9 protein-coding genes and 1 tRNA gene are annotated in these 12,804 nt (G+C 35.6%); 9 read left to right on the top strand and 1 reads right to left on the bottom strand.

From position 1 onward, the window contains the following. The first annotated feature begins 18 nt into the window (after positions 1-18). The 9 genes from FLUTA_RS01800 (at position 19) to FLUTA_RS01760 (ending at position 11,563) form a co-directional block, all read left to right on the top strand. Positions 19-2,901 carry a sensor histidine kinase gene (locus tag FLUTA_RS01800; RefSeq protein ID WP_148235375.1) on the top strand — a complete coding sequence of 961 codons (2,883 nt, stop codon included), beginning with the start codon at positions 19-21 and terminating at the stop codon, positions 2,899-2,901. Positions 2,902-3,181: 280 nt separating this feature from the next. Then, the gene (locus tag FLUTA_RS01795; RefSeq protein ID WP_013685140.1) at positions 3,182-4,816 is read left to right on the top strand and encodes an alkaline phosphatase family protein; all 1,635 of its coding nucleotides are present in this window, start codon (positions 3,182-3,184) and stop codon (positions 4,814-4,816) included. Positions 4,817-5,177: 361 nt separating this feature from the next. After that, positions 5,178-5,259: transfer RNA gene (locus FLUTA_RS01790), tRNA-Leu, on the top strand. Between the two features lie 76 nt (positions 5,260-5,335). Continuing rightward, the gene (gene tig / locus FLUTA_RS01785; RefSeq protein ID WP_013685139.1) at positions 5,336-6,688 is read left to right on the top strand and encodes a trigger factor; all 1,353 of its coding nucleotides are present in this window, start codon (positions 5,336-5,338) and stop codon (positions 6,686-6,688) included. Positions 6,689-6,754: 66 nt separating this feature from the next. After that, positions 6,755-8,308 carry a sodium:solute symporter gene (locus FLUTA_RS01780; protein ID WP_013685138.1) on the top strand — a complete coding sequence of 518 codons (1,554 nt, stop codon included), beginning with the start codon at positions 6,755-6,757 and terminating at the stop codon, positions 8,306-8,308. Between the two features lie 31 nt (positions 8,309-8,339). After that, the gene (locus tag FLUTA_RS01775) at positions 8,340-9,005 is read left to right on the top strand and encodes an HAD family hydrolase (RefSeq protein WP_013685137.1); all 666 of its coding nucleotides are present in this window, start codon (positions 8,340-8,342) and stop codon (positions 9,003-9,005) included. A gap of 65 nt (positions 9,006-9,070) precedes the next feature. Continuing rightward, on the top strand, positions 9,071-10,213 hold the full coding sequence (locus tag FLUTA_RS01770; protein WP_013685136.1) for a putative sugar nucleotidyl transferase: 1,143 nt from the start codon (positions 9,071-9,073) through the stop codon (positions 10,211-10,213). Between the two features lie 14 nt (positions 10,214-10,227). Further along, complete coding sequence (locus tag FLUTA_RS01765) at positions 10,228-10,581, top strand: hypothetical protein (protein WP_013685135.1); 354 nt, start codon at positions 10,228-10,230, stop codon at positions 10,579-10,581. Between the two features lie 4 nt (positions 10,582-10,585). Then, complete coding sequence (locus tag FLUTA_RS01760) at positions 10,586-11,563, top strand: toxin-antitoxin system YwqK family antitoxin (RefSeq protein WP_043023576.1); 978 nt, start codon at positions 10,586-10,588, stop codon at positions 11,561-11,563. Positions 11,564-11,767: 204 nt separating this feature from the next. Here the strand turns inward: FLUTA_RS01760 and FLUTA_RS20445 are convergent, their stop codons facing one another. After that, on the bottom strand, positions 11,768-12,757 hold the full coding sequence (locus FLUTA_RS20445) for a DNA/RNA non-specific endonuclease (protein ID WP_013685133.1): 990 nt from the start codon (positions 12,755-12,757) through the stop codon (positions 11,768-11,770). Positions 12,758-12,804 lie beyond the last annotated feature (47 nt).

The following is a 12,804-nucleotide window of genomic DNA, read 5'->3' as shown; positions in this document are numbered from 1 at the left end:
ATCTCATACAAACTCAATTTGATCAAGTATATATTATTTGGATTATTTTTTGTAGGAATTGCAACACGAGCATTTTCGCAGACGAATCGTATTTCTTGGGAGTACAATTACCATCACTTTGGAATTAAAAATGGATTACCTAGCTCCGAAAGCTATCAAGTATATCAGGATAAGTCAGGTTTATTATGGATTTTAACTGACAGAGGAGTTATTCGCTATGATGGCTTTGAATTTCATAAGTACACGATTGAAAATGGATTGTCTGATAATGTGAATTTTAGAGTCGTTGAGGATCCAAATGGTGGAGTTTGGTTTGTGGGTTATAATGGTTTGTTAAGTGTGTTTAAGGATGGGGAAATGCAAGTGTATAAGTATAATCAGTTACTTAAGAAGGCGCTTCCTTTAGGAAAAAACACCAATATTTCTATTTCTGTAAAAAAAGACAATTCTATTGTTTATGGTGTTTTTAAAAAGAAAATAATTTCAGTTAGTAAAACTGGTGAAGTAAAAGATGTATTCAAAAGAACGACGGAAAACGGATGTTTTTTTGAGTTTGAAAAGGAATTAATACCACTAAAAAATGGAGTGACTTTCAATTTGGACACGATCTTTATCGTTAAGGATAACAAGCGTTTTTTTATTGGGAAATTAAGCTTTTCAGGTACTACGAGAGCGAAAAAACACAAAGGTCATTATTTTGTAATGACAGATTTGAAGCTGTTTTTTTCAGATCATCAGCAATTTAATTTAATCCCTGAAAACCAGGAAGTTATTTCGTTAGATTGTGATAGCAGATTTTTGTATGTAGGGTTGTATAAAAATGGACTAAAAAAATATCGTTTTAATCCCAAGACCAAAAAGTTAATTCTTGTCCAACATTACTTGCCGAATTATTCAGTAAGCTCTGCTTGTACCGATATGAATGGGACATTATGGCTCACAACTCTTGATAAAGGTCTGTTTGCTATTTATGATGAGGCATTTAAGCAACTAGCCATTAATGGAGTCAATTTAACAGAAGAAGTACGTTTTATCAATGGAAATAAGAATAAAATAATTATTACACATTATGTAGGTAAGTGGCAACAGCTATATGCTCCATTTTTATGCAAAGACGTAGGGAAAATGGTCTATAAGTACAATCTAGTGCCTGTAAAGAATGGATTTACTTTTCAAAGAAATGTTGTTGATTGGAGTGGATGGAAAGATGTAGATGCGAGTTGTATTATAAATCCAATTTATGCAACTGATACATGTGTTAGTGGGACGGATAAAACAGCAGGTGAAATTGTTGAAATTAAAAAGCATTCTACTGTTTTTCATGGTATAAATCGTTTAAATAAAACAAAACTAATTGGACCTTACCTTTGGTTTCGTATCACTTCAAACAACAAAATATTCATTTTGTATGATGATGGATTGTTTGTTTTCGATATAAAAAAATCAAGAATAAATCCGAATTACAGAGCAGTATTAAAGAAAAGTATAACGCAATTAAAATATCATAAAGAATGGGGATTATTGGCTTATTCAAGCTCTGAAGGGCTTTTCTGTGTGGATATAGAAACGGAGAAATATGTAAGGTTTGAAAAGAATAATGAGATAGGTAATCAGATTTCGACAGTTTTCTTTGATGAAAAGAACCGTCTTTGGGTAGCTACTGAAAAAGGATTGTTTTCTTTAGTCAAGAAAAATGGTCATATAAAGATTCATTCGTTTCTGAATAAGAGTTTGTTGTCAAGTGTAGAAGTAACAGACATATATGTTTATAAGAATATTCTTTACCTGACTACTAAATTGGGGGTTCAGAAAATAGATCTTCTGAAAGTAAAAAAAACGATGAAAGGTTGTCCTATAACTGTTTTTTCTGTTCGGGCGTTTTCTAGAAACAAGGAAGTTCCTCAAAAGAAGATTTTTCCAGCTCAAACTGATCTCATTAAAATATCACTTTCAAACAAAAATCTGGATAAACAAAACAGTTACAGGTATCGTTTTGGTAAAGCTCAAACCTGGATTAAATCAGACAAAGGAGAAATTAATTTGAATAATCCAACAAATGGTGAGTATCAGTTGGAAGTATCTTATTTCGACAGTGAAAATAATTGGTCAAAATCTAGTTTTCTAACCACCTTCACTGTTGAAAAAGTGATTTTTTTAAGATGGTATTTTATTTTGTTATATGTTGTTCTTGTTATCGTTTTGTTTTATATCATTTTGAAGCTTTCGATTCAATCAGTGAACAAAAAGAATTATATGCTGAACCGAATGATGGAATTGGAGCAAATGGCTCTTTCGGCTCAGATGAATCCTCATTTTATTTTTAATTCACTCAATTCAATTCACAGTTTTCTCTTGTATGAAGAAAATGAAAATGCAGAAAGATACCTGCTTCGTTTTGCTAAACTGATTCGCCAAACGCTTTCAAATTCCAGAGCTACCTATATAACAATAGAAGAGGAGTATGAAACTCTCAAAAATTACATATTGCTTGAAAGTATGCGCTTTAAAAACAAGTTCACTTTTGAGATTGAATGTAATTTTAATCAATTGCCATTATATCCTTGTATTCCGCCAATGTTAATTCAACCCTATGTAGAGAATGCAATTATTCATGGATTGGCTAAACGAACAGTTGGTGCTGAATTATTAGTGAAATTCTATGTGGAAGAAGAATTGTTGAAAGTGTTGATTCAAGACAATGGAATCGGATATGTAGAATCAAAAAAGAATAAGCGCGACACGGGACATAAATCTTATGGAACTCAAATTACGGAAGAGCGCTTGAAATCATTACAAGCAAACACTAAAAATGCGTACAGTGTTTCGATAAATTCTTTCGACGAATCAAATAAAGAGTTCCCAGGAACATGTGTCATTTTGACAATTCCATTCCCTAAATAATCCAAGCATTCGAAAGCTAAAATGGATTTAAAAGCAAAGAAGGGGGCTGCTTTTTGAATATTTTAGATTTACCTTTTTAGAGTCAAATTTTCGATTACACCTAAAATAACTGAAATTTCACACCAAATTTTGCTATTTCTTGAATTCTAATTCTAGTTTTGTGAATAATGATTGTTCTTAAAAATGGTGAAATCACATAGTAAATTAAGTATCTGTGTTTCTCTGTCGCACGTCCGTGGGAAATAGTTTTTAATTCAGAGCATTCTAAATAAGTTGAATTATGAAAGTTTTATCGGTGTTATTATTACTTTGTTTAGGATTAATCTCCAACCAATCCTTCTCCCAAAAAAATGCGCCCAAAGTGGTCGTTGGAATTGTAGTGGATCAAATGTGTTATGATTATTTGTACCGTTTTTATCCCCAATTTGGAAAAGATGGTTTCAAGCGCCTGATGGACAAAGGAACTCACTTTAGAAATGTAACTTATAATTATGTCCCAACCTTTACGGGGCCTGGCCATGCATCTATTTATACTGGAACAACACCGAGTAATCACGGGATTGTAGCCAATGAGTGGTTCTATCGACCTTTCGGAAGAGAAGTCAATTGCGTGGAAGATACAACAGTTTCCACAGTTGGCTCAGCAAGTTCTTATGGAAAATGCTCCCCTTATTTTTTGCGCTCAAATACGATTACGGATCAGCTGAAGTTGACTTATCCAAGCTCCAAAGTCATTGGTGTTTCTATCAAGGATCGAAGTGCTATTTTGCCTGCAGGACACTTATCTGATGGGTCTTATTGGTACGATTATGCAACAGGTAATTTCATTACATCCACTTTTTATAAGAAACAATTGCCACAATGGGTGAATCGGTTCAATGAGCTTCTATTAGTATCGAAATATGTCAATCAACCTTGGAATTTGCTAAAAGATTCAGCATGTTACACCTATATTCAACAAGATAACTCTCCGTATGAAGGATTAGTAGGAGGGAAGACAAGTCCTGTTTTTCCGTATGATTTTAGTAAAGCTACTCCAGCCGATCAACTGAGTTTATTTACGATTATGCCGGCTGCAAATACCTTTCTGACAGATTTTGCTATTCAAGCACTTTCCAATGAGCAATTGGGTAAACATGCTACAACAGATTTTTTAACCATTAGTTATTCTACTCCAGATATTGCTGGTCACACTTTTGGACCTTATTCCTTGGAAATGGAAGATATGTATTTTCGTTTGGATCAGGAGTTAGCTCGTTTGTTTCAAACATTAGACAAGCAAATCGGAAAAGGAGAATATGTAGTTTTTTTAACGGCTGATCATGCAGTTGTTCCCGTACCACAATTTTTGAAAGATCATCAGCTTCCAGGAGGGTATTTGTTTTTGAAAGATAAGATTGATGCTTTGCGTACAGCTTGTGTAGCGACATTTGGAAAAGATTACCTGAATACCATCGAAAATGACAATGTTTATTTGACAAATGAGATATTAGGCTCAGAATTAGAACCTCAAGTTATTTCCTTCTTCAAAACTGAAATTTCTAAGTGGACAGAAGTAAAACGAGTTTATACGAAGGGAGAATTAGAAACACAAACAACAGAAAACTGGCAGCAAATGGTAGCTTCTGGTTACGATAAAGAACGAAGTGGTGAGTTGATTTTTATTCTTCAACCAGGTTATTTGCCTAAAAGCTCAGATACTCCAGGATCCCACAAAGGAACAAGTCATGGCTCTGCATTTAATTACGATACGCATGTACCTGTGTTGTTTTACGGGAAAGATATTCTTCCACAAGATGTTTTCACACCGTATGAAATTGTAGATATAACTGCTACATTGGTTCATATATTAGAGGTTCAAAGACCCAATACAACAATCGGAAAACCAATGTTGGAATTATTTAAAACAAGGTAAGTAATTTAACAAATTAGCATGTTAGTAAAATTACTTACAGAAAGATTTTTTTAACTTGTAAATCAATGATTTAAAAGTGTATTAGTTTATCTAAATCCCTCTTCAAATTGGATTGATTCGAGTTCTTGTCTTCAAATCGTTTTACAAATTCACACTTTTTATCGAAAAATCTTCACTTCCACTTGCATGAATTGAAAAAATCACTAATTTTGTGCACCCCAAACGCTTGTGCTGAAGCTCTTGCCTTTGTGAAGCCACTTCGGCAAAACAAGGTCAGCGTAGGAATATAGGGAAATAGAACTAATCGAAGTTCTATTCGTTTGAAATAAGTTTATAGAACACGATTGTGTTTATATAATATGCGGATGTGGTGAAATTGGTAGACACGCTAGACTTAGGATCTAGTGCCGAGAGGTATGCGGGTTCGAGTCCCTCCATCCGCACTTTAAAATGGTCTCGTTGTTCGTCAATGAAGACCATTTTTTGTTTATACAAGTTTAAGAATTAAAAGAAAACGGAATGAACGTAACACGTCAAGAAGTTAATGCAGAAACAGCATTATTAACGGTGCAAGTTTCACCAGCAGACTACCAAGGTAAAGTAGCTGCTTCTTTAGATAAATATCGCAAACAAGCGAAAATTCCAGGATTCCGTCCAGGAAAAGTTCCTATGGGCTTGATTCAAAAGCAATATGGAAAAGGCGTTTTGGCAGAAGAGATGAACAAATTGGTTTCGGATGCTTTGTACGCTTACGTTCAAGAAAATAAATTAGAAATCCTTGGAAATCCAATCCCGAAAGACGGAACGGAAGTGAAAGGAGATTTTGAAAAGCCAGAAGATTTTGAATTCGTTTATGAAATCGGTTATTCGCCTGCAATTGATTTGAAATTGACCAATAAAAGCAAATACGATTACGTACAAGTGAAAATCGATGATAAATTAATCGACCAACAATTGGATGATTTGCGTCGCCGTTATGGGAAAATGACTTCTACCGATGAGGTGGCGGATACAGATATGATTTTAGCTCAATTTGTGGAGTTGAATGAAGATGGATCAATCAAAGAAGGTGGAATTATGCATTCTTCGACAACTTCTATGGAGTTTGTAGAAGATAAGAAAGCGAAAAAATCATTGGTTGGTAAGAAAATCGGAGATAAAGTAACTATTTCTGCTACAGAAATTACGCGTGGTGATAGCGATAAAGCTGCAATGCTTGGAGTGAAGCCAGAAGAGTTGGCAAACCATTCAGATTCATACCAAATGACAATCAATGACATCAAACGTATGGAGTTGGCTGAATTGAACCAAGAATTGTTTGATAAATTGTTTGGTGAAGGAGCTGTTTCTTCTGAAAAAGAATTGCGTGAGCGCATTGCAACTGATTTGAAAAATATGTTTGCAAATGATTCAGATCGTTTATTGACGCGTGAAGTGTACCGTGATTTGGTTGATAACACGCCAATTAATCTTCCAGATACATTCTTGAAACGTTGGATTCAGTTGTCGAATGAGCAACCTATCACTATTGAGCAAATCGAATCTGATTATGATAGCTACGCGAAAGATTTGAAATGGCAATTGATTCAAGGGCACATTTTCAAAGCAAACGATATCAAGTTGGATAACTCTGAAGTAATCGAATTTACAAAAGGATTAATCGCTAATCAGTTTGCACAATACGGAATTCCTGCACCAGAAGATGCAGAATTGACGAAACAAGCGGCTGGTGCTTTGCAAAATCGCGAAGAAGCAAATCGTATTTACGACATGCTAGCTGAAACAAAATTGACACAATACTTCAAGAATACTGTGAAATTGAACTCGAAAGAGATTTCTTACGATGAGTTCGTTGAAATGGCAGCGAAGTAATCATATTGAATTAAAAAGTCGGGGCGGGAAAATTTTTTCGCCCCTTTTTTATACTAATTTTATTTCATGAACAATACGCTATCTCCTTGGGTAATCGCAATCGTTTTGATTGCCTATTTTGCAATACTGATGTTAATTTCGTTTCTCACATCTAAAAATGCAACTTCTGATTCGTTTTTTACAGGAAATAAGCAAAGTCCGTGGTACTTAGTTGCTTTTGGAATGATTGGAGCTTCACTTTCAGGGGTCACATTTATTTCAGTTCCTGGAAAAGTTGCGAGTGAAGGAATGGCGTATTTCCAAATTGTATTGGGGTATGTTATCGGATATATTGTCATTGCCCAAGTATTGATGCCGCTGTATTATCGATTAAATGTAACTTCAATCTACCAATATTTGGCAACACGCTTTGGTGTTGTAAGTTATAAAACAGGAGCAAGTTTCTTCATTTTGTCTCGTACTTTGGGCTCAGCAACACGTTTGTATTTGGCTACCGAAGTTCTACACTTGTTTTTGTTTGGCGATTTAGGAGTTCCTTATTGGCTTACTGCATTGACAACTGTTGCTCTTATCTGGATTTATACTTTCAAAGGCGGAATCAAAACCATCGTTTACACAGATACTTTTCAAACAGTTTTTTTGATTAGCGCAGTAATTATTTGTACGATCATCATTTCCAGTGCTTTGGGAGTTAATTGGAGTGGCTTGTATCACAAAATCACTGAGTCAAAAACAACTGGAGGTTACTCCATGTCGCGTATATTTTTCTTCGACGATCCAAATTCTCCACTCTATTTCTACAAGCAATTTTTTGGAGGAATGTTTTTGGCCATTGCAATGACTGGACTAGACCAAGATTTGATGCAGAAAAACTTGACGTGTAAATCCATAGGTGAGGCAAAAAAAAACATGTATTCATTTACAACCGTTTTAGTAGTTACTAATTTCTTATTCTTGCTTTTAGGTGGCGCCTTGTATGTTTATGCCAATCATTATCAGATAGATTTACCAGTAAAAACAGATCATACTTTTCCTACTTTAGCTCTAAACAACTTTGGAAAAGTTGCTGGAATTTTCTTTTTGCTCGGAATTACGGCTTCATCTTATGCTTCTGCTGATAGTGCATTGGCGGCATTGACGACAGGATTTTGCATCGATTTCTTGCACTTTGAACGGCGAAATGAGTCTCAAAAACAACAATACAAGTTGATGGTACACATTGGCTTTTCAATTTTGTTCTTACTGATTATTTTAGCAACGAAATATTATGTGGATGCCCATCCAAAAACAGATTTAATTGGATTAATCTTGACCATTGCGGGTTATACATATGGACCATTATTAGGCTTATTTACCTTTGGTATTGTTCTCAAACGGAAATTGCATGAAAAATTAGTTCCGATAGTCTGTGTATTAATACCAGTTATCTGTTTCATTATCAGTAAATACTCTCAGGCCTGGACAGGAGGTGTTTTGCAACCCGATGGAAAATACTTGGGTGGATACATTTTTGGAAATGAATTGTTGATTCTCAACGGATTATTGACCTTCATAGGACTGTGGATTATTTCGAAAAAAGGTTCAAATACTGTTTCACATGTTCAAACCGTTCAAGTTTAATCCAATTTGAACTATTAAACCTTTTGAACTTATGATCTCAAAACCAAAAGCATTTCTATTCGACCTGAATGGAACCATGATTAATGACATGGGATTCCATTTGGAAGTGTGGAACAAAATCTTGAACGAAGACCTAAATGCGGGTTTAGTTATAGATCAAGTAAAGCAGCAAATGTATGGGAAGAATCATGAATTGCTCGACCGTGTTTTTGGAAAGGGAGTATTGAGTGAAGAAGACATTGAATTTTATTCTCAGCGAAAAGAGGAGTTGTATCAGGAATTGTATGCTCCGCACTTAGCACTAATCCCTGGATTAGGAACTTTTTTTGAAACGGCAAGTAAGTCCAATATTTCCATGACCATTGGATCAGCGGCTAATCGTTTCAATATCAATTTCGTGGTGGATAATTTGAATATTCGTTCCTTTTTTCAGGCGATTGTAAGTGCAGAAGATGTACTTGAAAGCAAACCCAATCCGGAAGTGTTTTTGAAGGCAGCAAATCTGTTAGGATTTGATCCTGAATTGTGTATCGTATTTGAAGACGTACCCAAAGGAGCAGAAGCAGCTTTGAATGCAGGAATGAAAGTTGTTATCGTTACAACAACCCATTCTCCCGAAGAATTTGCCCAATACTCGAATGTTTTGTTCTTCATCAAAGACTACAATGATCCGCGGCTTACCAAGTTATTTTCATAATTCGGCATTCGACATTCGCAATTCGCAATTAGATTCACTATCTTCACTAAACAAATAAGTTTGCCATGAATATCATTCTTCACGATAACGATTTACACCTGCGTTTTGCGCCATTAACCCTTACTCGGCCAGTTGGTGATTTAAGAGTAGGAATTCTGACGAATAAAGAACGGTGGGAAAAATGGATTCCAGAAGCTACTGTTTCGTTTCAAACTGAAAAGTATATTTCGAAAAAATTTCCGCGTATAGATGGGAAAGCAGATGTGGAAGTTAATGCCGCTATTATTCCAACAGAAGCTATTGCAGCTGCAGTAGTACATTTGGAAGATAATCAAGTATTGGTTTCTGAAAATACATGGATTGCTCGTAGAGGAAATGCGACTGAAAAGATTAAATGGACAGAACAGCATCCTTTGGAATTAACCCAGCGTTGGGATTTGTTTCAAAAGAACGATGAAATTTTGGTGGCCGATTACTTTTTACTCACCGGAGGAAGAGAAACACAATACATATCAACGTCAAATACCGTTATTGGTGATCCATCTTTGATTTTTCTGGAAGTAGGGGCATCGGTAGAAGGATCGTTTTTAAACACTACATCGGGTCCAATTTACATTGCCAAAGATGCCGAAATTATGGAAGGATCTATGATTCGCGGACCATTCTCTTTAGGTGAGCACGCAGTAGTGAAAATGGGTTCTAAAATATATGGAGCAACAACCATTGGTCCATTTTGTAAGGTGGGTGGTGAAATTTCCAATTGTGTGTTCCAATCTTATTCAAACAAAGGCCATGATGGTTTCTTGGGGAATTCGATGGTAGGAGAATGGTGTAATTTTGGAGCAGATTCCAATACATCCAATTTGAAAAACAATTATTCCATGATTCGCTCATGGTCTTTCGAAGAAGGAGCAGAAGTGGAAACAGGTTTGCAATTTATGGGTGTTTGTATGGGGGATCACAGCAAATGTGCCATCAATACGATGTTCAATACCGCTTCCGTAGTTGGAGTTTCTTGTAATATTTTCGGCGGTAATTTCCCCAAAAAGTTCATCCCCTCTTTTTCCTGGGGAGCAGTTGACGGAACCGAATTATTCGAATTGAAAAAAGCGAAAGAAGCTGCCAATGCGATGATGAATAGACGTGGCTTGGAGCTTACAGAAGGGGATGTATATATCTTTGATTACTTGGCAAAGATTGGGGGGTAATCTTCCAAAAGAGTATGAAGATACAATACAACAAGAAATATGTGTCCGAATTGATTGCAAATACGGACTTACATGCAGGCGGGATATTTTTTTGTATTATATATCGAGATTGTTTAGAGTTTTTCGATAACGGCATGGTAGAAATAACTAAGAAGGTCGTTGATGCTTTCAGACCCATGGATGATATGGATGAGCGGCATTTGGAACGGTATAAATTATCTGGAACCTATTCTTTTAACGATAGAGGTTATCTGATTTGCTCGTTTGAGGAAGCTTTTTTGAAGTATACTGGGATATTTACTGAAAAAGATAAAAGTATGCTTCCGTTTCATATTTATGACTCACGACTATCAAGAAGTTATCGGTAACTTTATGAGGACAGTACTTACCATATTATTTTTCGTTGGACTTTACCAAAGTTCTTGGGCTTGCTGTGCCATTGACGACCGGACTTTGACTGAAATGCTGTTTCAAGGAAATCCAGGCACAATATTCACCTGTAAGGTTTTAACATTTTCTACACCACTTACTTATCCTGACCACATCATCTCATCAAGTTCTGATGGCAGTATTGACGGTACTGCAACTGTTGAAATAGTTACTGTGTATTTTGGCAAGGTTGACACCAATGTTGTAACACTTCGTGCAGGTAATTACATGACAATTGGGAATACTTATCTCATTTATACTGACGGTAGCGGACGGATTTTTAGTTTTGGTGGTATCTGTGACAAATGGTCGAAACAAATCACAGACAAGCCGACAACTAATAACGAACTATTAATTTTAAAGCAGTTTTCAGACATTTTTAAAAACAAAACTGGAGGACAGTTCACATTTACTAATTCTAAAAATATTGTTATTGCTAAAGGGCAATTTAGAAAAGGCATTGCAATAAAAACTTGGCAACATTTTTACGATAACGGAATTATCAAAACTGAGTTTGACTTGACTAAAAACATAACTTCTCAGTTCGCTTCAAACGGATTTATCAAGTCAAAAAATACAATCAATAAAAACGTAGGTATTTACGAGCAATATTCTGACAAAGTAAGTGGACAATTATCTTATAAATTCATTGAAATAGAAATGGAAAAAGAAATGATAATGGAATGTTCTGAATATTTTAACAACGGAAAACTTAAAAATATTGCAAGTTTCGTTTACATAAACAACAAAAGCACTTCAACTGGCAAGAAGGGCGACTACAAAGAATTTTACGAAAACGGCAACCTTAAATTGCAAGGACAATATCAAACTGACAAGCGGGTTGGACTATGGAAATGGTATCATGAAAATGGAGAGTTTAACAGAGAATTTGACTACAAAGATGGAACTGACGAACAATAAAAAAGTAACCGATAACAGCGCACAAGCTCAAGTTTTGAAACAGTAAACAGAATACAGCAAACAGGTCTCAAAAACCTGCGCCTGTGCGCCAAACGTTGGAGCACTGTTTTTAGGATAGAGAATACCAATGAATGATTCTAACCCATAGCTGGAAAACTCCCAATATCTATGGAAGATGAAATGTGTGAATTAATCCGATATAACTCAATCCCCTCCATGCTGTGAACACTTCCCATTCGCACTTTTAGTCATGTGTTTACATCTCTTTTTTGCCTTTGTTTTTCCAGAACATTGAACAGCTATTGCTCTGTCAACTTGTTTTTTAGATGCTGTTTTAGTAGTAGTAATTGGTTCTTCTTTAGCCACGCCCTCTTTTTTCTGAAAACTCCAACTCCAGCAATCGATACAAAGCGTTTTTTCGATGATTATTTCCTGATCATCGGGTAATGATGGATAAAAATCAATTCCTGTAATCGTTTCAACACTATCAATTGAAACAGCGAAATAACTCGGATTTTCTTTTGATGCCGCATTAGCCATAATAAAGCCAATTCCTTTTACAGAAGGTTCCGAATAATCGAGGATTACTTTGTAATAGTAGTTGGGAACAGAAACCTTGTTTTCTCCGATTGTTTTCAGGCTGTCTGTTAAAACGGGACCAGTTACAACATATAGCGAATTGTTTTCAATTGCCCAATTTCGAACCAATTCTTCTGTCTTTTTCCAGATTCCACGGTTGAAACTTGGTTCCTGCGGACTCATGTTGCTGTAGTAAAAACTTTCGGTGACCGTTATTTCCGACCAACCCATATCGGCAGCTGGAGCTAAATGTCCTCTGTCGTAACCTGAGCTTGCATAATCTGCATTATTAGCTGTTTCAGTACTTACTTTGGGGTCGGGAAGAAATTTATCCGTTCTCTCAAATCGCTTAGTGGTTTCTTCTTTCGTTAATTGGTAAGCCACCCAAGAAGCTTGCTCGTGTGTTTCATTATACAACAAAGAAAATCCAGTATGTACAATTACCAATTCAGAAAAATTGGTATGTGGAATTTCTAGTTTTCGAATTGTCTTTGCCTTAGAAACCATCCGTGAGTTTAAATTCAAAGAGGTATCGGTTGAAATTTTTTGGTGCTCAGATTGTGCACTTCCACTTAGGTGAAAAAGGAAGCTTATAATTAGAAGAAAAGTTCTCATAATATTTAAAAAACCATATTTATAGTGAATAATGTGAAGGCTTAAAA

Source organism: Fluviicola taffensis DSM 16823, from assembly GCF_000194605.1.
GTDB lineage: Bacteria > Bacteroidota > Bacteroidia > Flavobacteriales_D > Crocinitomicaceae > Fluviicola > Fluviicola taffensis.
This window is presented reverse-complemented; position numbering and strand designations above follow the sequence as displayed.

Excerpts from the sequence above, each read along its gene's own strand:
- FLUTA_RS01795 (WP_013685140.1), top strand. The coding sequence starts at position 3,182 with ATGAAAGTTTTATCGGTGTTATTATTACTTTGTTTAGGATTAATCTCC.
- tig (WP_013685139.1), top strand. The coding sequence starts at position 5,336 with ATGAACGTAACACGTCAAGAAGTTAATGCAGAAACAGCATTATTAACG.
- FLUTA_RS01765 (WP_013685135.1), top strand. The coding sequence starts at position 10,228 with ATGAAGATACAATACAACAAGAAATATGTGTCCGAATTGATTGCAAAT.
- FLUTA_RS01775 (WP_013685137.1), top strand. The coding sequence starts at position 8,340 with ATGATCTCAAAACCAAAAGCATTTCTATTCGACCTGAATGGAACCATG.
- FLUTA_RS01760 (WP_043023576.1), top strand. The coding sequence starts at position 10,586 with ATGAGGACAGTACTTACCATATTATTTTTCGTTGGACTTTACCAAAGT.
- FLUTA_RS01780 (WP_013685138.1), top strand. The coding sequence starts at position 6,755 with ATGAACAATACGCTATCTCCTTGGGTAATCGCAATCGTTTTGATTGCC.
- FLUTA_RS20445 (WP_013685133.1), bottom strand. The coding sequence starts at position 12,757 with ATGAGAACTTTTCTTCTAATTATAAGCTTCCTTTTTCACCTAAGTGGA.
- FLUTA_RS01770 (WP_013685136.1), top strand. The coding sequence starts at position 9,071 with ATGAATATCATTCTTCACGATAACGATTTACACCTGCGTTTTGCGCCA.